Origin of the sequence: Chryseobacterium sp. MEBOG07, from assembly GCF_021869745.1 — a bacterium.
In the GTDB taxonomy this organism is placed as follows: Bacteria; Bacteroidota; Bacteroidia; order Flavobacteriales; family Weeksellaceae; genus Chryseobacterium; species Chryseobacterium viscerum.
On record NZ_CP084579.1, the window covers coordinates 120902 to 145186 of the forward strand.

Below are 24285 nucleotides of genomic sequence, written 5' to 3' on the forward strand. Positions count from 1 at the left end.
GTAAATTCTGCTTTAAAGAATCCAATTTCCTTACAGTTGAATTACTTCTAAAACTTATATTTCTATAAAATCAATGCCAAAATAATAAGTTTGAAAAATAAATTTGATACCTTTTGTCTTAAAACCAGTTTGATAGATCCATATTCATCGACAAATTTTCCGAAATTTATCATTGGCTTTTGATTTGACGTAAAATCCTCATGTTTAAAAATGTAATTTCCAAAAAAGCAGTTATATACCCATTGTTGATGCTATCTGCGATGTGGTTCGGGTATTTTTTACAAATGCAGGGCTTTTTTCAAAGCTGTTTTGGAGCCATCATTCCGCTTTTGCCAGAAGGACTGCTGGGTATAGTTACATCTCCCCTTTTACACGGAAATATCGATCATATTATAGGAAATTCAATCCCGATAGCGGCATTGATGTTTCTGCTCTATCAGTTTTATCCTTTAGTTGCGAACAAGGTTTTCATTATCGGCTGGCTAGCAACAGGACTTTTGGTGTGGCTGCTTCCTCCTATTGACATTCTCACCGGCGAATATATGTACACCTGTACCATCGGAGCCAGTGGTGTGGTATATGTTCTTGCATTTTTCCTCTTTTTCAGCGGCGTATTCAAATGGAATACAAAACTTCTGACCATATCAATGCTTGTCGTTTTGTATTATGGAAGTTTAGTGTGGGGAATGCTTCCGGAAGAATTGTTCTATAATATGCAGGAACCGAGTAAGATTTCATGGCAGGCCCATCTTTCCGGAGCGGTAGTGGGAAGTATCATTGCATTTGCTTTTAAAAATGTTGGGGAAAAGAAGAAAAAATTCATTTGGGAATTCCCTAATTATTATAATGAAAAGGATGATAAACTGTGGCAGGAATACAAGGAAAATCACCCGGAAGACTTCATGGAGCTTCCTTACAAGAAAAGAGATGACATCTGGGATCATTTGGATGAATTAAGAAAAAGATAAAGCTTATTTCACTACATTTGAAAAAACACACACATGATCTCCGAAGAATATTTTTACGCCATCGCTCTCCGCGAATGCAGCCAGATTGGCGACATCCATTTTCACAGACTGGTGCGTACTTTCGGAAGTGCTCAGGAAGCATGGAAAAGAGCAAAGAAAGAATATAAACAACTTGATGGAATAGGACAAAAAACTGTTTCTGATATTGGCAACAAGGATCATTTGAAATTCGCAGAAGAAGAATTAAAATTTTGCGAAAAGCATAATATCCAAATCAAGCTTAGACACCTTAATGAAATTCCTTCTCTCCTTAATGAATGTACGGATGCTCCAGCTATACTTTACCAAAAAGGAAGCCTTGATGATACTCTTTCCACAATAAGCATGGTAGGATCCAGGAATATGACAGCCTATGGCCAACAGTTTATTGCGGATTTTTTTGAGGCCACGCAATCTTCAAAATATATATCGGTAAGCGGCTTGGCATTAGGAGTGGACAAAGAGGTTCACGAGCAGTCTATTCATCACCAAAAACCTACAGTAGCAGTTCTTGCCCATGGTTTTCAATATTTATATCCGGCAAAAAACAGAAAACTTTCAGAAAAAATTCTTCAGGAAGGAGGAGCATTAGTAACAGAGTTCAGTTCTTCCAGAAAACCAGACCGTGAAAACTTCATCCAGAGAAATAGAATTGTGGCGGGAATATCACCTTCAACTATTGTCGTGGAAACCGGTTTTGGGGGAGGCTCAGTAAGTACAGCAGCTTTTGCCAATGACTACAACCGTGATGTTTTTGCCTTACCGGGAAAAATCACAGACCTCTGCAGTCAGGGGTGTAATCAACTGATTTTCCATAACAAAGCGACAGCCATTTCTACCATAAAAGATCTTATCGGCTTACTGGGGTTGAATGGTCCTAAAGAAAAAATTGAAGAGTTATTTCCTTACAGCGAGACCATAATAAAACTGTCTGATAATCAACATTTAATATATCAATCTATAAAAGAGCATCCCCAGATTTCTCTGGACGATTTGTCACAGAAAATGGATGTCTCTACTCACAAAATCTTACCAATAATTTTAGAATTGGAACTTTTAGGGAAAGTAAAATCATTTTCCGGGAGGCAATTTGTGGCAATTTAAGAATTAATGATTTCTTAATATTGCATTATTTCATACATAACATTTCATTTTTAATAAAATTTAAACACAAATTATCAATTTAATAATATTATGAAACATTATTATTTAATTTTTAACAATCTTAAAATATAGTGTTGTGAATCTTGAAAAAAAAATTAAATTTGTTGACAATAATATTCAACCTTAATATATGGAACAATATAATATTGACCAGAAAATCCAAGAGTTTATTGCAAAAATTGAAGCAAAAAATCCTAACGAACCAGAGTTCTTACAGGCCGTAAAAGAAGTTGCCGTAACTGTAATTCCGTTCATTGCTACTAAAAAAGAATATACCGGAATGAAGCTGCTTGAAAGAATGGCTGAAGCTGAAAGAATTATTATTTTCAGAGTTCCATGGGTTGATGACAAAGGAGAAATTCAGGTTAACAGAGGTTTCAGAATTCAGATGAACTCTGCAATTGGTCCATACAAAGGAGGAATTCGTTTCCACCCTACTGTAAACTTATCAGTTCTTAAGTTCTTAGCTTTCGAACAAGTATTCAAAAACTCTCTGACAACTCTTCCAATGGGAGGTGGTAAAGGAGGTTCAGATTTTGATCCACAAGGAAAATCTGATATGGAAGTAATGCGTTTCTGCCAGGCTTTCATGACAGAACTATGTAAGCACATCGGTCCTGAAACAGATGTACCTGCAGGAGATATCGGTGTTGGAGCAAGAGAAATCGGATATTTATTCGGACAGTACAAGAAAATCAGAAACGAGTTTACCGGAGTTCTTACAGGAAAAGGTCTTGCTTACGGAGGTTCATTAATCCGTCCTGAAGCTACAGGATACGGTGTTGTATACTTCGCTGAGCAGATGCTTAAAACTATCGGACAAAATTTCCAAGGTAAAATAGTAACTGTATCAGGTTTCGGAAACGTAGCTTGGGGAGTTATCAAAAAAGCAACTGAACTAGGGGCTAAAGTAGTAACGGTTTCTGGTCCTGACGGATATATCTACGATAAAGATGGTATCAGCGGAGAAAAGATTGATTATTTATTAGAGCTTAGATCTTCAGGAAATAACAGAGCTGAAGATTATGCTAAAAAATATCCATCTGCTGAATTCCACGCTGGAAAACGTCCTTGGGATGTGAAGTGTGATGTTGCTTTCCCTTCTGCAACTCAAAACGAATTAGATTTAGATGATGCAAGAAAACTAGTTGAAAACGGATGTGTTTGTGTAACTGAGGCGGCTAACATGCCTTCCACATTAGATGCCATCAACTATTTCTTAGACAATAAAGTATTATTCTCTCCTGGTAAGGCTTCCAATGCTGGAGGTGTTGCTACATCAGGATTAGAAATGACTCAGAACTCTATCCGTCTTAACTGGACTTCTGAAGAAGTTGACGCAAGATTAAAGGAAATCATGATCGGTATCCATAAAGCTTGTAGAGACTACGGAAAAGACGAAGACGGTTATGTAAACTACGTAAAGGGTGCAAATATTGCCGGCTTCGTAAAGGTAGCAGAAGCAATGTTGGCTCAAGGAGTTGTGTAACAGAAAAAAATAAAGGTTGGGAAAAATTCCCGACCTTTTTTGATAAAGCCTGTTCCCGGGATAATGGGAAAAAAGTAAAAAGTGAAAGGAGAAAGCGCTGCTATATGCAGCGCTTTTTTTTATTTTTATGTCATGAAAAACACTTTTAAAAATATAGATGAATACATTCTTCTATTTCCAATAGAAGTGCAGGAAAAACTGCTTGAGCTGAGACAAGCCATTCACTCACAGGTTTCGGATCTGGAAGAGTATATTGGATACCAGATGCCTACTTTCAGGTATAAAGGAAAACCTTTGGTTTACTTTGCAGGGTATAGAAAGCATATTGGTTTCTATCCGGGGGCTGAAGGCATCAGCAATTTTGAGAAAGATTTTGAGGAAAGAAATTATAAATTTTCAAAAGGAGCTGTACAGTTTCCGATTACCGAAGATCTTCCGCTGGATTTGATTCATGCAATTGTTCAGTTCAAAGTAGAAGAAACGGAACATAAAAAATCCTGAAATACAAGATTTCAGGATTCTGACTAGTGTTTACTAAAGTATTTACTTTTTCTTCTTTTTGTCTTTCTTTCCTTCTTTAGGAGCATCTGCAGGCTTAGTGGCATCCGTAGGTGTTGTACTTACCGATGGATCAGCTGCGGGAGAAGTCTCCATTGTGGTAGCGGGTGTTTTTTCCTGTTGATTCTTTGGATCCGAAGGACTTGTAGTCTGTGTATTCGGTTGTTGAGTTTGAGTTGTCGTTGGTTTATTAGTGGAGGTATCAGCTGGCTTTTGTGGTGTTGATTGTGCTGATACTGCGATTACTCCGACTAATGTAAACGCTGCCGTTAAAAATAACTTTTTCATAATGTAATATTTAAATGATTGTTTAACTTAAACGAGGTATCATTTATAAAATTATGTGTAAGAAGCTTATTTAACGTACTTTATAATTATTTAAGAGGATTTTGCAAAAAATTATTTTGCTATATTTTTCATCATTCTTTCTACAAATTCAAATGCTGCGGGGCAGATTACTGTATTTTTCAGCATCAGATTATTAATCTGATAAATCTTCTTACGGTCTGTATGAGGGTATTCTCGGCAGGCTTTGGGTCTTACTTCATAGATAGAGCAGGTATTATCAGTGTTCAGGAAAAAGCAGGGAAGATTCTGTAATACTTTGTCATTATCTTCATCTACCCTTAGAAACTTGGCTTCAAAGTCTGCAGACTTCATGCGGAGATGCTTGGCAATACGTTCAACATCCTTTTCAGTATACAACGGACCGGTTGTTTTGCAGCAATTGGCACATTGTAAACAGTCTATTTCATCAAAAACTTCCTCATGGGTTTCCTGTACGATATAATCAAGGTTTTTGGGCGGTTTTTTCTTTAATCCGTCCAGAAACTTTTTGTGCTCTTTCTGTTTTTGTATCGCTTGTTTTTTATAAAAATCTAAATTCATTTATTCTTTATTTCTCACGGCATCCGGAAGTTCTTCTTTCTTATATTCATTGATTTTATCCAGATCCAAAACAGTCGTGATATTTTCTCTGCTTGGATAATACATCGGGATAAATCTGGCTCCATAAATAATCTCTCCTGTAGTGTACGAAGATCTTTGAACTACTGTATTTGAGAACACTTCATCAAACGCCCGTACCTGTACAATAAGCTCAATATCCGTATTTTTAAAATCATCTTCAGAAAAGCCATAAAACGGGGAATTCTCATCAATTTTATGCACAACGGTCCAGTTGAGTGCCAGAGTATTAATCTTATTTAATTGAGTTTCCAGTCTGTAAAAATTGCTTTTAGCAATACCATTTTCTATTACTTCAATAGCCGCCGACAAGATCACATCAGCATCTGTCAATGCATTATTTTTATAAGGAGCAAGCCTGAACATTAATGCTGAAGATTCCTGAAAAGGAGCAATAACAGCTATATCAGAAAACCTCAGGTATGCTCTCGGTCTTGAAAACCGTCCGTAAAAAAGTCCTGTTGCAATGGCAAAGGTAAGCAATCCCAGAAAAGCTTCAAAAGTAGCCACAAGACTGGCTAAAAACCCCACAGGAGCTATTCTTCCATACCCAACTGTTGTAAAGGTCTGGGAGCTGAAGAAAAAGACATCAATAAATTCATTCAACGGATCACTTTTATCAATTCCGGTAAGATGCTCCACCCCGATCAGGTAGTAGATCATGGCAAAAATAATGTTGATCACAATGTAAGCAATGACCAGATAGGAAATAAAACGAAATGAAGAGAGATTCAGCATGGTATGATACCAGCTGAGCCTGTTGAAAACATTCACTCCTCTTCTCTGAACATTCGGAAGGCCGTCTTTGTTGATAAATCTTCCGGATGCATTGGTTCCGAAGCCACTGTTCTCCGCATTTTTCTGGCGGATTTTTTTTCTGAATCCTCCTGTCATTTTTTAATCATTTTGACTGTGTTATATAATGATTTCTCTGCAAACAAGCCGGTTGATGATCAGCTCTTCCCTTCTGTTTTATACTATTTAAAAAAGCAAAGTTATGTTTTTTAGTCATCATTTCTTTAACATTCATCATTCAGATGACAGATTATTTTCCCAAAGATCTATATGATGTTTTTACTCAAAATAACCTATACAAAAACAGCAGAAAGTTTTTGAATTCCTGCTGTTTATACAATATTGATTATAGTGACTTTATATCGTTTGTGCAGGCGACTCTATGACAGTAACACTTACATTGCTGACAGATTTTACAGTCCCCGACTCTCCGTGTATATCAGAAAGAAAATTAGGAAAGTCTTCAATAGGAAAAGCCCAATAATAATGCCCATTGACCGGAGAAGAAAAGTTGGCTTGCAATCTTCCATTCAATTTCATTGGTACAAAGTATTCTACAGAAGACCCTTTTAATTTCGTTAGGATAGCAATGGTCTTTTTAGAGTGCGCCGGAACAATCGTTTTATAAGTACTGGTTTCTGTAATTTCTTCAGAATTTTCTGTGCCTTCCGTTGTATCTCCTCCTACAACAACTTTAGTGCTTGCTGAAGCTTTTGCAACCAACGGAATATCAACGGATACGGATGCCGCCACTTCAAATGATCCTGAAACAGTACGTTTCCACGAGGTAGAATATCCCTTTTTGTAAGAATAGGATACTGTAATTTCGCTTTCACGATCTCCATTATTAATAGCTTCTGTAGTATAAGCATTATCCGGCAAATCTATTCCGTCTGTTTTTATCGTTACCTCAGGAGTTCCCAAAACAATGGAAACATTAGGATTAGGAGCTGTATTCCGGGTATCTCCATCTACGGACAGATCGGGATTAAAGATAATACCATCCGGAATTTGGCCATTGTATGCAAAAACATTTTTTAACCTCGTTCTTTCTCCGGAATAATTGATATCATATCCTATATCTTTCAAATGGTTAGACTTGAAAGGGATTTCACGCTCTTCATTGACCAAACTGTTTACAACCAGACTATTATTATCCGGCAATTTAAACTCATCTACAATTTTCCAGCCTTTCTGCAGCATCTCAGCCTCTGTCAGCTGTACTTTCTTTACTTCAGCAGAATTTACCTTTGCTGAATCATCATTAATTGCACTCACTTCATCTCTTGAACATGACACCGAAAACATCAATAAGAGAAACCAAAAAGAATTGATTTTTTTAATCATTTTAATAATTTTTTAGTGTTTAATAATTAAATTTACAAAAAATGAACTTTTTTAAGCCATTTTTTTGCGAATTAATCAAATTTTAATGTTTCCCAATTTTCCATCTGATTATCCTATATTTTGCTCTAAAATGCTGTTTATATGAAATTTATCAATTTAGAGACTGGATTTTTTTATATGATTTATACTAACTTTGAACTATGAAAAAGCTTGAATCACGAGAAGATATTGAAGACCTAGTCAATGCATTTTACAATAAAGTCGTTAAAGATGAAACCATAAGTTTTTTCTTTAATGATGTCGCTAAAGTAGATTGGGACCAGCATCTTCCTAAAATGTATTCTTTTTGGGAGACTATTCTTTTTGGACAGATGACCTATAAAGGTAACCCAATGGGGGTACATTTCCCCATCAATGAGATACAGGCCATGGAGCAGAAACATTTTGACAGATGGCTTGAGCTTTGGCGAACGACAATTGAAGAAAACTTCGTTGGAGAAAATGCCGATATGGCGATTTACAAATCCGAAAACATAGCAAAGCTGATGGCTTTCAAGATGGATTTGGCAAGAAGACTTTAGCGAGTTCTTGGATCCGGGATTCTAAATTTCGAGGATTTATTTTGTAAATAAGTGCAAATGCGATTGTATCATTACATCCTTCTAAGGAACGATTACCGTAAAGATATAGGCCGCCAGATTCACTAACAGAACTGTTCCATAAAGGATATTGGTCTTTCCGCGGCTCAATGAAAGCATTACAATAAAGACTGATAAAGAAAGAAGGATAATGTCTTTCTTGTCTAAGCCCAGTACCAGTGGAATATCATACATAATACACACTGCTGAAACGGCAGGAATACTCAATCCGATACTTGCCAGAGCTGAACCTAATGCCAGGTTTAAACTAGATTGTATCTGATTGGCTCTTGCGGCACGAATCGCGGCTACCCCTTCAGGAAGCAGGACTACAGCGGCAATAATTACCCCAACCAAAGATTTAGGAGCTCCTACACTTTGTACCATCCCTTCAATAGTACCAGAAAGTCCTTTTGCCATTAACACAACAATGATCAGGCAAACGACCAAGAAGGCAAAACTGATCAGGGTTTTTGTCAATGACGGGATATAGTGTTCTTCAGGATGTTCATCAGGAATGATAAAATAGCTTCTGTGGCGCACTGTTTGTACCATCAGGAAAATTCCGTAGATCACCAGACAGGCAATGGATATAAAAATAAGCTGTGCTTCGTTATAGAAAGGACCGTTTACACTTGACGTAAAATTGGGAAGAACAAGGGTAAGCACCAGGATGGAAACAATACTTACCAGATAAGTAGTAGCAGAGGTTCTTGCGAAGAACTGCTCATGATATTTAACACCGCCTACAAGGATACATATTCCCAGAATTCCATTTAGAATAAGCATGACAGCGGCAAAGACTGTATCTCTGGCCAGCGTGATCGCCTGATCTCCGCCGGCAACCATGAGCGAGATGATAAGCGCGACTTCAATAATGGTGATACAAAGAGCCAGAATAATGGTTCCAAAAGGTTCTCCTACTTTATGAGCCACTACTTCTGCATGATGTACTGCTGATAAGACACTCCCGATCAATAAAATACCGGCAATGACATCATAAAGAACTCCTCCCCCCATCAATCCAGAAAAGTAGTAACCTACCGCAAGGACAGGGAAAATATAAGTATAATGTAAGAATTCTTTAGGTCTCATAAGTGACTACAAAATACAAAAAATCTATTGAATTTTCAATATTAAAAGAAAATATTAATAATATTTTAATGAGGCCAGAACGTAAAGTCCTGAAAATCTGTCAACATATGAAAAAGAAGCCCGATTCCAATAATTCTGATATTTCCTTTAAAAAACAACATCAAAAAATACACCGCAATGGCATAATATGAATGTAAAAAATGAAAACCGATGCTTCCTCTTGAAGGATCAAAAATAGGATTGGCAAAAAGATGATCCAAATCTACCAGCATTGTCGCCAATAGGATAAGATATACTTTCTTCCAGTTTTTAGGATAAAAAACCAATGCAATAAAGACTGGAAATACAAAATGTAAAAAATAATGTGTGCATGTTTTGAGCAATGCAATGTCTGATGGAGCCATTAATAGGTATTTATTTTTCGGTTTCTATGCTTACCACCGTAAAATTAAGGGTAATTCTCCTTTCTTGGCTTTTATTTTTACCCAATAATTCTGTGACTTATTCCCATACAGCACATAATCTATGTCGGAAATGATCTTTTTTTCAGTATTATTCAGCATTTTCAAAGAAGAATACAGCAGGGAATTGTTTCTGATGAAAATATAGTTTTCGTTGAATTGAGCCGATAACATCACGGGGTTTCTGGTCGATTTTATTACAACTCCGCTATTATTTTGGCTGATTTCATTGGGTTGAAAGGGAATTGCGGTGAATTGATTTTCCGTATTAATCCACTTTTTAGACTGAAAGTATTCCCATGTCTGTGCAGGGTTTCTAGATTGGATATCGATGATATAATTAGGCTGTGTTATCTTTTGAAAGGTCTTCTTTTCAACTTCATTGAAATTGTCATCATACTCATAACTGATAATGGTGTCATTAACGCGTTCAAGATCTACCGCCGCTTTAATGTAAGATGCCTGCGAAGAATCCGCAATGCTTTTATTGAAAAACCGGCTGAAGTTCCTGATATTTTCTTTATCTAATTCCAATGTCAGGAAGTGGCTTTCCTTTTGAACTTTAGAAGCCATCGAATTAAAGATTTCCTGATTTGCATTATTTTTTATTTCAATCTCATCATCATGTAATTCAATCGAAAAGTTTTGAATGTTCTCTCCTGAAATGAAAGAAAGGCTCCCCAATGTATTATCAATAAACTGATCTGCATTCCAAACACGATTTGCGGAAGTTTGCAGAAGTTTTTTTCGAATGGCTTCAAAAGCCTGGTCAGAAGTTCCCGCAATACAGCGGTCCCCATTAAGCATAATGAAAATCTGGTCCTTCTGAAAGCGATTGTTCCCTTTGTCTGTAAATTTTTGCTTCTTTAAAAAAGCAATGAATTTCTGTGGATCTTTAAGTTCTATTACAGTGTACCATTCTGAAAACTTACTGTCTTTTACATGGAAGATCTGTAAAAAATCCGGGATTCTGATTCCTGAATCTTTCAATGACCCGGAGCTTTTACCTTTTGTTTTGCTTCCGGACCAATGTGAAGGATGGGTTATCCAACTGAAAAGATATTGCCCCGTTACTTTCTTGATATCAATTAAAACAACTGCATCTGCGTTCTCAGGAATATATCTGAGGTTCTTATCTTTATGAAAAACCACAAAATATACTGCAACAGCGAGCAATAAAAGTAACGGGACAATAATTTTCTTTTTCTTCATTTATAAAATTTGTGGCTTCTCTTCTTTTTCTTTTGTTTTAAAAACCTGCTCGAATACATCAAAGAAATACATCAAGCTGTTTTCAGAAGAATCTTTAATATTATAATTCATTTCAGTCTGGATACTTTCTCCTTTTACTTCAGTTTTATAATACAATTCGCCTACATTTTTTCTGATTGCCTCTAATGTTTTTCTTTCTTTAGGACTTTTGAACTCTTTATCTAAGCCTGTTAAAAGTTTCTGAATATCCAATCTTCCGGATAAAGGATACTTCGCGGAATCTTTCGCCCATTTTCTGGAAACATCAGACTGGCTGACAGGCAACATATTATCAGCAGAACTCATCATATACACCACACCGTCTTTTACGGTAAAGAATAGTTGATCAATATACCCTCCGTTTTTCTCTTCTTTAAAAGTGTAGACGTTTCCTTTTTTAGAGAATCTTTTAGCCAGTTTTTTATTGGTTGCGAGTACATCAAAAATACGGTTCCAATATCCTTCATTTTCCGTTGCAAAAGCAAAAGTGAAGTTAGGAACAGCGATCTCTTTGGTTTTCTTTACTTCTTTTTCATTAAAATCAGCATCGTATTCGTAATCAGTATATTCTACTTTTTTGGATTTCAGTTCGTTTAAAACAAAGATTCCGTTTCCTGGTGCTATTTTGGTAATGGCTTCTTCATCCAAAACGATTTTCATGGTTTCCATGATCAGTTCCATTTCTTTTTTGTACTCATTTTCTCCGGAGTTCTGAAGAAGGCTGTACATCATGTCAAAACATTTCGCCCCATTGACGTTCATTGCATAATAGCCAACGCTTTTTTCATTGATCAATTCCAGCAATTTTTTGTTTTTCTTGCCTTTATAAATGGCAGAGATATTCTTTTGAATGTCAGCATCTTTGTGCTGATAATTATTCACCAGCCTTACTTTGTCTTTATCAAAATACAGATTATAAGCATAGTTAGAGTTGTAAATATTTTTGAAGAACTGTCCATAACTATAGAACTTCGCCATCTTACCATAAATTCCTTCATTTACAATTCTGCCGTAGTCTGTATAGACAAAAACATCGGAATTGCCATCTCTGAAAGCCAGCATTTCTTTAGGAACTTCTATTTCTAAATTTGAACTGAAGTATTGGTCAAAACGATCTTCTGCGTTCTTTTTAACGATCTTGAAGTTTTCTCTGCGGATAGAATCCTGCTCTTTTTGGAAGGCTTTCCCATCATCTTCATATCCCTCATCAGGCATATTTTCATCCTCATGCTGCTCTGCATTTTCTTTTTCCTGTGGGTATTTGTGATGCTTCTGCAGGTATTTGATATCTTTCTGAATTCTTGCGATCTCGTTGTTATTATCTTTAATGCTTTCTTTCAGATATTTAACATCTTGCTTCAGGCTTTTAATTTCTTCTTTATAATTAAAAGGCTTTTCCGGCTCATCGGTATAAGCACTATCTCCTGCCTCTGCATAAGCGGTATCAACAACAACGGCAGCACTATCTGCAACAGCTTCCGTTGTCCAAAGGTCTTTGTAAGGTTTGGTATAGCTTATCATGCTAAGCACCGCACGGCTTCCGTTCCAGGCTACAAAAACATCATCATTGATATCAACGTAGGAATAGTTGGGCTTCTTAGAAACTTCCTGTCCTTTTTTCTTCACAGAATTAACGAATTCCTGAAATTTCTCTTTATTATCAATGATAAAATGGGTATTGTAGGTCTTAATGGAATCATTAAAACTTGCATAATGGTATTGAACAGCATCGTATTTAATTCCTGTTTTGGAATAATCTGTCCATGAAAGTGTTTCTTTGCTCTTTTTGCTGAGTTCGTGCAGCAAAGGATTCAGTTTATTCCAATTGATTTTATTGTTAAGCTGTTTTCCGTTGACTTCCATATAAAATACGGCGTCAGACGGGATTTTCATACTATTTTGAGCAAAAACCAGTGTAAGCCCAAAGAGTATAAAAATAATTTTTTGTGTTTTTAATAAGATAGATTTCATGACGATAGTTTAGAAATTTATTGAAAAAGAATTGTGTTTTGTATTTGTTTTTTCTGAAGAATCAGATCCAGGATATCAGCCTCCAGTTTGAGTGCTTTTTTGTTGGGAGAAAGCACATACGTATTATTCGTCTGTGATTTCACTGTACTTTCGAACTGCATAATGGAAGTATATTTTGCATCGTTAAAAACCTCCTTATCTGCCTTGCTCATCTTGTCGTAATCTGCTTTGAAGGTATTGACTTTATTCCTTGTCAACGTCTTTTTTTCAAGATTCTGGCTGTAGACTTGTGTTGGAACCATTTTGCCCAATATATTCTGAGCTTTCAGTTTTTCCAGGCCGGCATTGATATTTTCGATCTTTTTGAAATTACAGCTCAGTTTAATGATATAATTATCAAAATCCATGGATGTTTTCACATTGCTGATTCCGGGAGTTCCTTTGAAAATTTTTGCAGCTTCATTGATTTTATTCTCAATTTCAGCCTTTTTCGGAACTTTTTTCCCGTTGATGGTTTCCATTTTGGAGATGGATGCTAGTCTTGTTTTGCTTTTACTGGCGTTAAGAATAATAGTATATTCCCCTGTTCCGTCAGCCTTTACATTCACTTTATCAAGGATATCGAAGCAACTTGTAAGGAATAGCAAAGGAAAAAATAGAAGAAATAATCTGAGAAAATTTTTCATGATTGGTTTTAAAGCCACAAAATTACTCAATTTTGACCTTAAATCCTTATCATCTTTGATTTTTCGAGCATAAATAGCTGTTTTCCGGTACTTTTTTAAGACAGGAAACGACACCACTTTTGGTTTTATTCTTTTTTAAATACGTCCTTTCAAATAATCCTGGCGAAGATCTTCGTCCAGCTTTTCAATAGCGTACCGAAGGCAGGTTCTGGGCATTTCTTTATAATACTGATTCAGATAGCTGATCAGTGCTCCTTCATTTTTATTTCCCATTTCCCTTAATAACCAGCCATTTGCTTTATGCATCAGATCATGAGGATGTTTCAGGTTTCTGGTTACGAATTCCTTAGTAAGATCAAACGATCCTTTTTTTATGTAATGCATTGTCCCCACAACGGCTATTCTCTTATGCCACATTTCTTCAGATCCCGAAAGTTCTCTAAGAAGGTTTTCTTTCTGATTTTCAAAAGCATACCTGCCTAAAATTTTATAACAGGTAGAGTCTACCAGATCCCAATTGTTGACATAAGGAAGGTGATTAAGATAGAAAACGACCACTTCTTCTTTTACAGCTTTATCCTTTGTTTTTTCAAACTTTGAAATCAGCATAAAAAGAGCTGTCAGCCTATGTTCATGATATTTTGAAGAAAGTAAAGTACTGAGGTCTTCTAAATTGATTTTCGAATAATGCTCTTTGGCTACAGAGCGCTGATCCGGAACTTTTACGCCCAGAAACAGATCTCCTTCTCCATATTCTCCTTTTCCGGTTTTAAAAAATCTTGGAAAGAATTCTGCCTTTTCAGGAATGGATAAAACAGCTAAGGCTTCCTGTATTTCTTTGACAATACTCATATTTCTGAACGATTGTTACTTCTAGGCTTTCTCCTCTGCCGCAAGGCTCTCCTGCTCCTGCTCTTCTTCTTCTTTTGCAATCTTGTTAGGATTAGCCACTTTAGCAATAGTAAGCCCCTGAACAATGATAGAGAAAACCACTACACAGTAGGTAATACTTAAAATAATCTCACTGTATTCACTTTTAGGAATAGACATTGCCAGCGCAATAGAAACTCCTCCACGAATTCCTCCCCAAACCAGAACTTTTACAGTCTGCGGGCTGAAACTTTTTCTCAGAGAGGTAAATTTTGTAGGCCCCCAAATGGAAATAAATCTTGCCAAAAGAACAACAATAATTGCCAGTAAGCCAGGAACCATAAAATGTTTCAGATCTTTAATCATCAAAAGCTCAAATCCGATGAATAGGAATAATACAGCATTCAGAATTTCATCAATCAGTTCCCAGAACTTAATCAGATAATCCTGAGTGACCGATTTCATTTTAAAACTTCTATTGAAGTTCCCCATAAATAGTCCAGCTGCCACCATTGTTAATGGCCCTGAAATATGCATTTGACGGGCAATAAGATATCCTCCCATTACAACAGAAAGTGTCACCAATACGGAAATAATATAATCATCCACTTCACGCATAAGTCTTGACGTAACCCATCCAAGTAAAACTCCCAGTAAAAGACCTCCTCCTGCTTCTTTAAGCAGAAGTAACCCTATTGTTTCAACACTCAGATCCACTTCTTTCCCTACCGCAAGCTGTAATATCACTGTAAAGACTACTACCGCCATACCGTCATTGAAAAGAGATTCTCCAGCTACTTTTGTTTCCAGTGATTTGGATACATTAGCCTGTTTTAATACACTCAGAACAGCTACCGGATCAGTAGGTGAAATCAAGGCTCCAAAAACAAGACAGTAGATAAAAGGAAGCTTAACACCCACATAAGGAAGCAGATAAAACATTCCAAATCCTACCACAAAAGTTGAAATCACAACACCTACTGTGGAAAATATAACAACAGGTCTGAATTGTTCTTTCAGGTCGTTAATATTAATATGAATTCCTCCTGCAAAAAGAAGAAAATTAAGCATAGCTCCCATCAAAACCTCCGTAAAGTCGATGCTGTCCATTAGGTTGTGAAGGTGCCCGAAAGTTCTCGGAAGCACTGTTTCTCCGAACATTACCAAAAAAATAGAAACCACAATTGCGATCACCATAATTCCGATGGTACTCGGAAGTTTTAAAAACCTGTAATTGAGATATGCAAATATTGATGCTAATACGATTAACGCTGAAAATGAATAATATAATTCCACTAAGTGTCTTTATTTTGAGATTAATTGGTGAGTTCCCAATAGAGTATTTTTATGTAAATCTTTGTACCATCTTTTTCCCAGATATCAAACATACCATCTTTAACCGTTTTTGAGTTTCTTTTGTAATCCTGCCCTATGTTCAGAATGTTCAGCAGAATGTACTCATCTCCTACGGAATTAACGATATAAGCCGTCTTCTCAGATTTCCCGTCCCCAGAGCTTTTTATGCCTTCAGTAATCGCACGGAACTGATTCAAATGGTGTATAAAATTGTTGCCGTCCTTTACAGAGTCATAAGCCCTGAGAAGGATCAGCAGGATATCCAGATTTGTTGGATCTTTATTATACAAAGCTTTCCCTTGTTTGATACAGTCTGCAAAATTGTTCTGCTTAAAGGCATCTACAAGGTTTTTAAAGCTTTCTTCTGAAGTAGTTACTTTATCTTTTCTGAAATTTCTTCCATAATAAAGATATTGTGACTCTATACTATCCAAAGACTTTGGATATCCTTTATACTTGAAAATAAGCTTCTCGTAATTATAAGGAGAGTCAGAATTTTGGAGACTTTTCTCAATAGCTTTTAAGTCTATTTTCGAGTTCTGACCGAAGCCAAAAACCGAAAATAGAATGAATAAAAGGAAAAATTGGTATTTCATTAATTGTCGCTTTCTTCTTCCTCGTCGTTATCGAAATATTCGAAAAGGAAATCGTTGTATGGAAATCTCGAAATATGAATTTTCATAACCTCGTCGTAGATCATTTTCTTCATTTCCGGGAAGTTTTCCTTCGTTAAGGCAGAAATGAAAACTGTTGGATATTTCGATTTTGCCATCCATGTTTTTGTCCATTCTTCCAGAGAGATATTTTTACGGGTTGACGGCGTAAGATCATCATCATCCTTTTTCTCATAACTGAAGTCATCAATCTTATTGAAAACCATAATCATAGGCTTCTGGTGAGCATTGATTTCCATCAGAATATGATTTACAGATTCTATATGGTCTTCAAAGCTTTCGTGAGAAATATCCACCACATGAATCAGAAGATCAGCTTCACGAACCTCATCCAAAGTAGATTTGAACGATTCTACCAGCTGCGTTGGCAATTTTCTAATAAATCCTACGGTGTCTGTAAGCAGGAATGGTAAATTTCCGATCACCACTTTTCTTACAGTCGTATCCAGTGTTGCAAATAATTTATTTTCTGCAAAAACCTCAGATTTTGAAAGAGAATTCATCAAAGTAGACTTACCCACGTTGGTATACCCTACTAAAGCTGCACGAACCACTTTTCCACGGTTGTTACGCTGAGTAGCCATCTGCTTGTCAATCGTCTTCAGTTTTTCTTTCAGCAATGTAATTCTGTCACGGATAATACGACGGTCAGTCTCAATTTCCGTTTCACCGGGACCTCTCATCCCAATCCCCCCTTTCTGACGCTCAAGGTGGGTCCACATTCTTGTCAATCGTGGTAAAAGATATTGATATTGTGCCAGTTCCACCTGAGTTCTTGCATAAGAAGTCTGTGCTCTTTGGGCAAAAATGTCAAGAATAAGATTGGTACGGTCCAGAATTTTAACCTCCATATCTCTTTCCAGATTTTTAAGCTGTGAAGGAGAGAGTTCATCATCGAAGATTACGGTCCCGATCTCGTTTTCTTTTACATATTCTTTTATTTCAATAGCCTTTCCACTTCCGATAAAAGTTTTGGAATCAGGCTGAGTCAGTTTTTGAGTAAAACGTTTTTCTACGGTTGCTCCTGCTGTGAAAGCTAAAAACTCAAGTTCATCTAAATACTCCGTCAGTTTATCTTCGTCCTGATTTTGGGTAATAACACCCACCAAGACTGCTTTCTCATAGTTATGTTCTTTCTTTTCTAACATTAAGTTCGGTCTATGTTTATGATTTTTACAAGTTAATATTTTTCAGAAAAAAAACAAAATCAATTTTTATTTAATAACATATTTTAATATAAATTTAAGTTTACATGAGGAAGATTCTACAAAAAATCAATAACTTTATATAATAAATTTCTGATTTTTAAATATTTAAATTAAAAATAATATCCGGAATATCATGATTAGCCATATAAGATGTATGATTATTGATAATGATGAACTGGACAGGCTGGTTCTTCAGCATTATATCAGACAATATCAAAACATTGAGATTGTCGCCTCTTTTGATTCTGCAGAAAAGGCTGTTCCCTATCTTGATCTCCCCATAGATCTTCTGATCACCGAAACCAATTTGCAGGGAATGACCGGGCTTGAATTCCGGAAGCTGGCTCATAAGATCCCTGCCTGCATTTTTGTAAGTTCCCATCCTGAATTGGCTGCCAGAGTTTTTGAGATCAATACATTAGATTTTATTACCAAACCTCTTACTGCCGAGCGCTTTCATTATTCTATGCAGAAGCTTTTCGATTTTTTTGAAGTCAAAGAAAAATGTGAATGCTATGATGCTATGGTAGGTGAAAATTGTATTAAAATAAAAGAGGGTGGAAATATTTTTCAACTCAAAATGAAAGATATTCTGTATCTGGAGGCTTTAAAAGATTACACCCGGATCATCACCCTTGAAAAAAATCACTGTATTTTAAATTCTCTGGGGAATCTCCTCCAAAAAAGTTTTTTCGATTCTTTTGTCAGAATACACAGAAGCTATGCTGTACCACGCCATCTCATTCGCGGGAAAAACTGTCATGAAATAGAGCTTACCCATCACATAAAGCTTCCTATAGGCCGTACATACAAGGATAATCTTTCTTTTTTCAATCCTTAAAAACCTAACCGGACATTCAACCAATAATTCATAAAATGCCATTGGTCGATTATTTCTGCCGTTGGTCTATTTTCCTGTCATTTGATTAAGATAGATAGTAATTTAGTCTTCCCAAGTTACCCCACATTATAACACTGAAACCTAATACTTTAAAAACAACTCTCTATGAAAAAAAAATCTATCTATTCTCTCATTTTTTGCAATTCCGTATGTTGATTCTAAGTTTTGGCAGCAGATCCGATTTTCTAAACAGGGACTTGATGTAAAAAGCAAGAATGTAAAAACAATATCTTTATTTGAACTCTTGGAAAACTTTGTTCCAACATCCTAAATTTCGACTATTTTAAAAAACTATGACCAACAGGCATGCCCATCATACTATTATAAATTCTAGGAACACAAATACAAAATTTATTGAATTAATCATTATATAGACAAGCACATAAAAAAACTATTCTCAAAAACTAATAATCTTCAGAACTAGTAACCCTCAAAAAGCTGATAACCAAACTAGATTTTTTAAACAAAAAAGTCCGCTCCGGCGGACTTTTATATTGTAAAACGGGAATCATTAATCCCAATCGGCTGCTACAAATTTCATTGAAACTCCTTTATCATCGGATAAAGTGAGAAAATGTCCTTCTATCGAATACCTGGTCATGGTTTCAATTTTTTTCTGAAAAGATGTTTCAAGATCCATATCCTGACAAGCCTTCATGGTACTCACTCCTTTTGAGATTTTCACTTTTCCTCCTTTTTTAAACTCGGATACAAAAGACATTTGATTACAACCCATATAGGTACTCGCTTGAATTTTACCATTATTCATACTGCCTGTCAGATTCATTTCGGCTTTATTGGCTATCAATTGATCTTTTGAAAAACCATCAAAAGAAACCAGCATCCATTGCCTTTGAAGGGAGGGATTTTTATCAGGTACAGTGGAGCAATTTAAAACAACTCCTAAAAGTAAAACGGCAAAAAGTGGTAATAGTATCTTTTTCATAGAGGTTATCCTCCCATTTTCATACCAATCCGGGACAGAATCTCGTAAAAATTAGTAAATTAGCGACACAAAAATTATTTTATAAAATGAAAAGACTATTTCTACTATTCACTTTCTTATTGGGCTTTGCTCAGATGAGGGCGGATGAGGGGATGTGGCTGCTTATGCTCATCAAAAGACTTAACGGTGTTGATATGCAAAAAGAGGGTCTACACCTTACGCCTGAAGAAATTTATTCGGTAAACAATTCAAGCTTAAAGGATGCTATCGTAAGTTTCGGTGGTTTCTGTACAGGTGAGATTGTTTCTGATAAAGGACTTATATTTACAAACCACCACTGTGGTTACGGTGCTGTTGCTGCTGCTTCCACACCGGAAAAAGATTATTTGAAGAACGGTTTCTGGGCAATGAAACAGAAAGACGAGTTCAATGCAAAGGATCTTTACGTAAGATTTTTAGTGAGAATGGATGATGCTACTCAAAGGATCACTTCTAAACTAAACAACAATATGACCGGAGCAGAGAGAAAAGCTGTTATTGATGCTGAGACTAAAGCAATCCAGACAGAAAACTCTGAAAACGGAAAATATACTGTAGTGGTAAGAGATTTCTTCAACGGAAATGAATTCTACTATTTCGTATATCAGGATTATAAAGACATCAGATTGGTAGGTGCGCCACCTTCATCATTAGGAAAATTCGGAGGAGATACAGACAACTGGGAGTGGCCAAGACATACTGCAGACTTTACCGTTTTCAGAGTGTACGCTGATGCTGCAGGAAACCCTGCTGAATATTCTCCAAGCAATACTCCTTTGAAGCCTAAGCATTTCCTTCCTGTTTCTCTTAAAGGAATTAAGCCTGGTGACTTCTCAATGATCCTTGGATACCCTGGAAGAACAAACCGTTACCTGACTTCTTACGGAATTCAGCAGATGGTAAACAAAGATTACCCGGCTTGGGTTGAAGCTTCTAAACTTGCTATGGACGTAATGAAAAAGTACATGGACAAGGATAAAGCGACTCAGCTTAACTATGCTTCTCAATATGCTTCAGTAGCAAACTACTGGAAAAACAGACAAGGTACTATTGATGCAGTAGATAAGAACGGAACCATTGCTGACAAGCAAAAAACTGAGGACATTTTCAGAAAATGGTCTATGACAGCTGGTAATGAGGCTTATGACGGAATTTTGGAAGACATTGCCATGTACTACAAGCAGGTTTCTGAAAGAAATGTTGAAAGAAACTACGCTTCTCAGTTCTCAAGAAATGCAAAATACATATCACTTGCTCTACAAGTAGGATCTGTTCTTAAGGCTTATGCTGCTCAGGATATGCAAGGAAGACTGGCTATGAAAGCTAAAACTGAAGCGGCTATTAAAGCAGCTTATGAAAACATTAATCCATCTTTAGAAGGAGAAATGCTTACTTCTATGGTTAACTTATACCAAACAAGAGTTACCAATAAAGACATTGCTTCTGCTACTATTTTAGGTCTTGATGCTAAAACAGTTTCTAACTTGGCATATTCTTCAATTTTTGCCAACAAAACTTCTGCAACGAACTTCTTATTGAACCCAGATGCATTGAAGCTTGATGCTGATCCACTTTGGAAGGCGGCTAACGGAATTGCTGCTGATCAAAAAATGAGTACTGAAAGATATGTTCAGGTAGATGATAATTTTGCTAAAAAGAACCGTATGTTCTTAGCTGGTCTAATGAAAGCTATGCCTGAGAAAAAATTCTATCCAGATGCTAACTCTACGATGAGATTAACTTACGGTACTGTAGATAAACTTCCTGTAAGAAATGACAGAAACTATTTCGGTATTACGGATAACTATTATACAGACATGACTGGTCTTGTTGGAAAATACAAGAAAGGTGATGAAGAGTTTGATCTTCCTCAAAGAGTGATCGATCTTTATAACCTTAAAGACTTCGGACAGTATGCTGATGCTGCAGGATATATGCCTGTAAACTTCCTTTCTAACAATGATATTACGGGTGGTAACTCTGGTTCTCCGGTAATTGACGGAGACGGTAACCTTATCGGTATCGCTTTCGACGGAAACAGTGAAGCATTAAGTGGTGATATCGTATTCGAGCCTGAATGGCAGAAAACAATCAACGTAGACGTTCGTTTCGTTCTTTGGACAATCGATAAGTATGCAGGTGCAAGAAGATTAGTTGACGAATTGAAGCTTGTAAGAGGTGAAAATACTCCAGCTGATACAAAAACTAAAAACTCTGGTACTACTACAACCCCTAAGAAAATCAATAAAAAATAATCTTATCTGATTTATTTTTAAAACCGTGAAATTTACTTTCACGGTTTTTTTATTTTTGACTATTAAAATTTCTCATCATGAAGTCTCAAACTATCAAATTCACAGCTGCTATACAGCAAAACGGAGAGATGGATGCTGCGTTTGTGGAATTTCCCTTTTCTACGGAAGAACTTTTTAATAAAAAAGGTCAGGTAAAAATTAAAGCTCTATTTGACGGTAAAGTTGAATATCGCGGAAGTCTTGCCAAAATGAAATCGGACTGCCACATGCTTGGTCTCACGCAGGAAGTCAGAAAACAGCTTGGTAAAACGTTCGGAGATCATGTCTCTGTTTCTCTTACTGAAGATAAAGAAGAAAGAGTGGTAGAGGTGGCCGATGATATTGTTTCTGTTTTTAATGAAAGCCCCGAAGCAAAGGCTTTATTTGACAAGATGAGTTATACGCACAAAAAGGAATATATCCGTTGGATAGAAGAAGCCAAGAAACCGGAGACCCGAGAAAACAGAAAGATAAAAATGATTCAGATGATTCTGGATGGAAAAAAAGGAATATAAACCTATCTGCACTCCCCTTTCACTCACTAAAAAATCTTTAGGCAATACGATAAGTTTGCTCATTTGTATGAATTAAAAACTGAAAAACATCTGGCTTTTCCCTCATGTAAAACCCTTTTTGCATAACTCCAAAACTTACGTATCATTTTATCTGGTAAAAAATATTTATTATTTTTTGTCAGGATCTCAAAAAGTAGTCGACTATAGTTACAGATATCAATTATAACTATAAAAAAATTACTTTTATGAACAAGTTTATTTTCAGAACATCAGTTTTAGCGGCAGCTACTCTAGCTGCATTTACTCTTTCTTCATGCAATGATTCGGATAACGACATGATGATGGATATGGCTTTTCAAAGAACTATTACTTTTGAAAACGTTGTAACTCCTAAAGATTTTGTAGAAAGCGGGAGTTTTCAGGGAGTGGGAACTCCTCCTATTATTTTACCCGGGCAATCTGTTTCTGTTAAATTCAGTGCAGGAAAAACACAAGCTTTAATGTTTGCCACCATGTATGGAGCTTCAAAAGACTGGTTTTTTGCTTCCCAACAACCAGGCATCAAATTGTTTGACAACAATGGAAATGCCATTACCGGAGACGTTTCTTCAAGCGTACGATTATGGGACAACGGAACGAAAGACGATGTATCCGGGCAAACGGAAAGTAAACCCATCATGCCGGTTGCTAATGTAAATGCAGCTCAGCTTATGAAACTTAATCTGGCTTACAATGACGTTTCTTCTGAATTCACCCTTACGATCACCAATACTTCTGGCGGAACAGCCAACGAGACTCCTTTTTCTCCCGGAGTATGGGCGGTTTCCAATTACAATGGTTCTCAGCTGCTGAACAGTGCGCCTTTCTTTACCCCTAATGCTTTATCCAATCCTGAAATCACAGATATTGCTCAAATGGGGAATATCAGCAAGATGATGACTAAACTGAATGCCAACACAGGAATTATGACTGGTCTTTCTCCTGCATTGGTGGTGGTATACCGTGGAGATAAAAATCCTATTTATGAACTGGGAAAAACAGACAGCGGAATGGGACTGAAAGACATTGCTCAATTTGGAAATGTAGCCAAGCTTCAAAACAGTCTTAAATCCTTACCGAATGTAAAAGGGGTATATGTTGCAGGGAGTGCTCCTGTAGCGCCGGGAAGTAAAGTGACAACAAGCTTTAATGCTGATCCGGGTGATAAAATTGCCTATGCAACAATGTTTGGTTTTTCCAATGACTGGTTCTATGCCAACGAGCAAAGTATTGACGCAAATACTAAAGGGGATCTTACTTCAAAAACCTCATTATTTGATTCAGGGACAGGGATTGACCAATATCCGGGAGCTGGAAATCACCAGGCTTTGTTTGGTGGAACTCCACAGGCTGAGAATATGGTTATTTCCAAAGTTGGAAATCACTATCCGGTTCCTGCTGTTCAGAATGTAGTGAAGGTAACAGTAAATTAAAATTAACCTTCAGATAAAGAAAAGGCCGAACATTAATAATGTTTGGCCTTTTTTAATGGTAAAATATAATGATTTCCGGAAAGGAAAATTAGCCTTCTTATATTTTCAATTCCCCTTCCAAATATTGTTTTCCGCCACCATTGGTAATGGTTATAAAACCTTCATAATGGCTTACTTTCACCCCTAAATCATTAATTACTTCTTTAAAATAGCCTGTTTTTTCTCTGTTACCTGAGATGATATCTCCCTGCCAAAGAAATCTGGCTGACAGTCCTGTTTTATTCTGAAACGTGAGTACTCCTAGTGGGTTTATAAATCCCCAGGATTTAAGATCAATCACGGCACTCTCATTGGCCGCAAAATCTTTAGACAATACAATAAAATTATTCATTTATTATTATTTACTTTCAGTTGATAAGGAAACAGAGCAGTGACCTCATTTTATTACGAGACAAATATCAGTCTGTATTACGACAAAACTTGACGCTTCATTTATTCTATTAAAAATTTGTACGCCCCCATAACCGGGTCCGGATAAAATTCTTTTTTCAATAGAAAAGCCCAAGCAGAATCTGTTTGGGC

General features: G+C 36.4%; 24 protein-coding genes. 9 read left to right on the forward strand and 15 right to left on the reverse strand.

Going from position 1 to position 24285, the window contains the following annotated elements; genetic code table 11:
* Positions 1–200 precede the first annotated feature (200 nt).
* The 4 genes from LF886_RS00525 to LF886_RS00540 all read left to right on the forward strand — a co-directional run bounded on the left by LF886_RS00525 (position 201) and on the right by LF886_RS00540 (position 4161).
* Positions 201–968 carry a rhomboid family intramembrane serine protease gene (locus LF886_RS00525; protein WP_236852176.1) on the forward strand — a complete coding sequence of 256 codons (768 nt, stop codon included), beginning with the start codon at positions 201–203 and terminating at the stop codon, positions 966–968.
* Between the two features lie 33 nt (positions 969–1001).
* Complete coding sequence (dprA, locus tag LF886_RS00530; RefSeq protein WP_236852177.1) at positions 1002–2111, forward strand: DNA-processing protein DprA; 1110 nt, start codon at positions 1002–1004, stop codon at positions 2109–2111.
* 190 nt (positions 2112–2301) lie between these two features.
* A complete protein-coding gene (gdhA, locus tag LF886_RS00535; RefSeq protein WP_103234953.1) occupies positions 2302–3660 on the forward strand; it encodes an NADP-specific glutamate dehydrogenase in 1359 nt (452 codons plus the stop codon).
* A 132-nt stretch (positions 3661–3792) separates the two neighbouring features.
* Positions 3793–4161, forward strand: a complete 369-nt coding sequence (locus LF886_RS00540) for an iron chaperone (protein WP_236852178.1) — start codon at positions 3793–3795, stop codon at positions 4159–4161.
* Between the two features lie 42 nt (positions 4162–4203).
* On the opposite strand, the gene LF886_RS00545 is transcribed toward LF886_RS00540, so the two are convergent.
* The 4 genes from LF886_RS00545 to LF886_RS00560 all read right to left on the reverse strand — a co-directional run bounded on the left by LF886_RS00545 (position 4204) and on the right by LF886_RS00560 (position 7326).
* Positions 4204–4506, reverse strand: coding sequence for a hypothetical protein (locus LF886_RS00545; RefSeq protein ID WP_236852179.1), 303 nt, complete (start codon positions 4504–4506; stop codon positions 4204–4206).
* Positions 4507–4617: 111 nt separating this feature from the next.
* Complete coding sequence (locus tag LF886_RS00550) at positions 4618–5106, reverse strand: YkgJ family cysteine cluster protein (RefSeq protein ID WP_236852180.1); 489 nt, start codon at positions 5104–5106, stop codon at positions 4618–4620.
* Entirely contained in the window at positions 5107–6078 is a 972-nt protein-coding gene (locus LF886_RS00555) for an ion channel (protein WP_236852181.1), read from the reverse strand. It abuts the gene before it with no gap.
* A gap of 258 nt (positions 6079–6336) precedes the next feature.
* Positions 6337–7326: a hypothetical protein gene (locus LF886_RS00560; protein ID WP_236852182.1), complete on the reverse strand. Its 990-nt coding sequence runs from the start codon at positions 7324–7326 to the stop codon at positions 6337–6339.
* A 200-nt stretch (positions 7327–7526) separates the two neighbouring features.
* Here LF886_RS00560 and LF886_RS00565 point away from each other — a divergent pair, with 200 nt between their 5' ends.
* Positions 7527–7907, forward strand: coding sequence for a group III truncated hemoglobin (locus LF886_RS00565; protein ID WP_236852183.1), 381 nt, complete (start codon positions 7527–7529; stop codon positions 7905–7907).
* Positions 7908–7988: 81 nt separating this feature from the next.
* Here the strand turns inward: LF886_RS00565 and LF886_RS00570 are convergent, their stop codons facing one another.
* The 9 genes from LF886_RS00570 to hflX all read right to left on the reverse strand — a co-directional run bounded on the left by LF886_RS00570 (position 7989) and on the right by hflX (position 17476).
* Complete coding sequence (locus tag LF886_RS00570; RefSeq protein WP_236852184.1) at positions 7989–9059, reverse strand: calcium:proton antiporter; 1071 nt, start codon at positions 9057–9059, stop codon at positions 7989–7991.
* 65 nt (positions 9060–9124) lie between these two features.
* On the reverse strand, positions 9125–9463 hold the full coding sequence (locus LF886_RS00575; RefSeq protein WP_185145110.1) for a DUF6122 family protein: 339 nt from the start codon (positions 9461–9463) through the stop codon (positions 9125–9127).
* A 30-nt stretch (positions 9464–9493) separates the two neighbouring features.
* Positions 9494–10732 carry a hypothetical protein gene (locus LF886_RS00580; protein ID WP_236852185.1) on the reverse strand — a complete coding sequence of 413 codons (1239 nt, stop codon included), beginning with the start codon at positions 10730–10732 and terminating at the stop codon, positions 9494–9496.
* Complete coding sequence (locus LF886_RS00585; RefSeq protein ID WP_236852186.1) at positions 10733–12742, reverse strand: hypothetical protein; 2010 nt, start codon at positions 12740–12742, stop codon at positions 10733–10735.
* Positions 12743–12759: 17 nt separating this feature from the next.
* Positions 12760–13428: a hypothetical protein gene (locus tag LF886_RS00590; RefSeq protein WP_236852187.1), complete on the reverse strand. Its 669-nt coding sequence runs from the start codon at positions 13426–13428 to the stop codon at positions 12760–12762.
* 135 nt (positions 13429–13563) lie between these two features.
* Positions 13564–14280, reverse strand: a complete 717-nt coding sequence (locus LF886_RS00595; protein ID WP_236852188.1) for a DNA alkylation repair protein — start codon at positions 14278–14280, stop codon at positions 13564–13566.
* Positions 14281–14301: 21 nt separating this feature from the next.
* On the reverse strand, positions 14302–15594 hold the full coding sequence (locus LF886_RS00600) for a cation:proton antiporter (RefSeq protein ID WP_236852189.1): 1293 nt from the start codon (positions 15592–15594) through the stop codon (positions 14302–14304).
* Positions 15595–15614: 20 nt separating this feature from the next.
* Positions 15615–16250 carry a DUF4919 domain-containing protein gene (locus LF886_RS00605; RefSeq protein WP_236852190.1) on the reverse strand — a complete coding sequence of 212 codons (636 nt, stop codon included), beginning with the start codon at positions 16248–16250 and terminating at the stop codon, positions 15615–15617.
* Positions 16250–17476: a GTPase HflX gene (gene hflX / locus LF886_RS00610; protein WP_236852191.1), complete on the reverse strand. Its 1227-nt coding sequence runs from the start codon at positions 17474–17476 to the stop codon at positions 16250–16252. The genes LF886_RS00605 and hflX overlap by 1 nt, the downstream gene beginning before the upstream one ends.
* A gap of 193 nt (positions 17477–17669) precedes the next feature.
* Between hflX and LF886_RS00615 the strand changes: the two genes are divergently transcribed.
* On the forward strand, positions 17670–18377 hold the full coding sequence (locus LF886_RS00615; RefSeq protein WP_236852192.1) for a LytR/AlgR family response regulator transcription factor: 708 nt from the start codon (positions 17670–17672) through the stop codon (positions 18375–18377).
* 571 nt (positions 18378–18948) lie between these two features.
* On the opposite strand, the gene LF886_RS00620 is transcribed toward LF886_RS00615, so the two are convergent.
* Positions 18949–19383 carry an META domain-containing protein gene (locus LF886_RS00620; protein WP_236852193.1) on the reverse strand — a complete coding sequence of 145 codons (435 nt, stop codon included), beginning with the start codon at positions 19381–19383 and terminating at the stop codon, positions 18949–18951.
* Between the two features lie 86 nt (positions 19384–19469).
* Here LF886_RS00620 and LF886_RS00625 point away from each other — a divergent pair, with 86 nt between their 5' ends.
* The 3 genes from LF886_RS00625 (at position 19470) to LF886_RS00635 (ending at position 23703) form a co-directional block, all read left to right on the forward strand.
* Complete coding sequence (locus LF886_RS00625) at positions 19470–21677, forward strand: S46 family peptidase (RefSeq protein WP_236852194.1); 2208 nt, start codon at positions 19470–19472, stop codon at positions 21675–21677.
* A 77-nt stretch (positions 21678–21754) separates the two neighbouring features.
* Complete coding sequence (locus LF886_RS00630) at positions 21755–22231, forward strand: YdeI/OmpD-associated family protein (protein WP_236852195.1); 477 nt, start codon at positions 21755–21757, stop codon at positions 22229–22231.
* Between the two features lie 245 nt (positions 22232–22476).
* Positions 22477–23703: a spondin domain-containing protein gene (locus tag LF886_RS00635; protein WP_236852196.1), complete on the forward strand. Its 1227-nt coding sequence runs from the start codon at positions 22477–22479 to the stop codon at positions 23701–23703.
* A 97-nt stretch (positions 23704–23800) separates the two neighbouring features.
* Here the strand turns inward: LF886_RS00635 and LF886_RS00640 are convergent, their stop codons facing one another.
* The gene (locus tag LF886_RS00640) at positions 23801–24094 is read right to left on the reverse strand and encodes a hypothetical protein (protein WP_236852197.1); all 294 of its coding nucleotides are present in this window, start codon (positions 24092–24094) and stop codon (positions 23801–23803) included.
* Positions 24095–24285 lie beyond the last annotated feature (191 nt).

Bases quoted from the DNA above. Each gene is read 5' to 3' on its own strand.
- LF886_RS00525 (WP_236852176.1), top strand. From the start codon at position 201: ATGTTTAAAAATGTAATTTCCAAAAAAGCAGTTATATACCCATTGTTG.
- dprA (WP_236852177.1), top strand. From the start codon at position 1,002: ATGATCTCCGAAGAATATTTTTACGCCATCGCTCTCCGCGAATGCAGC.
- gdhA (WP_103234953.1), top strand. From the start codon at position 2,302: ATGGAACAATATAATATTGACCAGAAAATCCAAGAGTTTATTGCAAAA.
- LF886_RS00540 (WP_236852178.1), top strand. From the start codon at position 3,793: ATGAAAAACACTTTTAAAAATATAGATGAATACATTCTTCTATTTCCA.
- LF886_RS00545 (WP_236852179.1), bottom strand. From the start codon at position 4,506: ATGAAAAAGTTATTTTTAACGGCAGCGTTTACATTAGTCGGAGTAATC.
- LF886_RS00550 (WP_236852180.1), bottom strand. From the start codon at position 5,106: ATGAATTTAGATTTTTATAAAAAACAAGCGATACAAAAACAGAAAGAG.
- LF886_RS00555 (WP_236852181.1), bottom strand. From the start codon at position 6,078: ATGACAGGAGGATTCAGAAAAAAAATCCGCCAGAAAAATGCGGAGAAC.
- LF886_RS00560 (WP_236852182.1), bottom strand. From the start codon at position 7,326: ATGATTAAAAAAATCAATTCTTTTTGGTTTCTCTTATTGATGTTTTCG.
- LF886_RS00565 (WP_236852183.1), top strand. From the start codon at position 7,527: ATGAAAAAGCTTGAATCACGAGAAGATATTGAAGACCTAGTCAATGCA.
- LF886_RS00570 (WP_236852184.1), bottom strand. From the start codon at position 9,059: ATGAGACCTAAAGAATTCTTACATTATACTTATATTTTCCCTGTCCTT.
- LF886_RS00575 (WP_185145110.1), bottom strand. From the start codon at position 9,463: ATGGCTCCATCAGACATTGCATTGCTCAAAACATGCACACATTATTTT.
- LF886_RS00580 (WP_236852185.1), bottom strand. From the start codon at position 10,732: ATGAAGAAAAAGAAAATTATTGTCCCGTTACTTTTATTGCTCGCTGTT.
- LF886_RS00585 (WP_236852186.1), bottom strand. From the start codon at position 12,742: ATGAAATCTATCTTATTAAAAACACAAAAAATTATTTTTATACTCTTT.
- LF886_RS00590 (WP_236852187.1), bottom strand. From the start codon at position 13,428: ATGAAAAATTTTCTCAGATTATTTCTTCTATTTTTTCCTTTGCTATTC.
- LF886_RS00595 (WP_236852188.1), bottom strand. From the start codon at position 14,280: ATGAGTATTGTCAAAGAAATACAGGAAGCCTTAGCTGTTTTATCCATT.
- LF886_RS00605 (WP_236852190.1), bottom strand. From the start codon at position 16,250: ATGAAATACCAATTTTTCCTTTTATTCATTCTATTTTCGGTTTTTGGC.
- hflX (WP_236852191.1), bottom strand. From the start codon at position 17,476: ATGTTAGAAAAGAAAGAACATAACTATGAGAAAGCAGTCTTGGTGGGT.
- LF886_RS00615 (WP_236852192.1), top strand. From the start codon at position 17,670: ATGATTAGCCATATAAGATGTATGATTATTGATAATGATGAACTGGAC.
- LF886_RS00620 (WP_236852193.1), bottom strand. From the start codon at position 19,383: ATGAAAAAGATACTATTACCACTTTTTGCCGTTTTACTTTTAGGAGTT.
- LF886_RS00625 (WP_236852194.1), top strand. From the start codon at position 19,470: ATGAAAAGACTATTTCTACTATTCACTTTCTTATTGGGCTTTGCTCAG.
- LF886_RS00630 (WP_236852195.1), top strand. From the start codon at position 21,755: ATGAAGTCTCAAACTATCAAATTCACAGCTGCTATACAGCAAAACGGA.
- LF886_RS00635 (WP_236852196.1), top strand. From the start codon at position 22,477: ATGAACAAGTTTATTTTCAGAACATCAGTTTTAGCGGCAGCTACTCTA.
- LF886_RS00640 (WP_236852197.1), bottom strand. From the start codon at position 24,094: ATGAATAATTTTATTGTATTGTCTAAAGATTTTGCGGCCAATGAGAGT.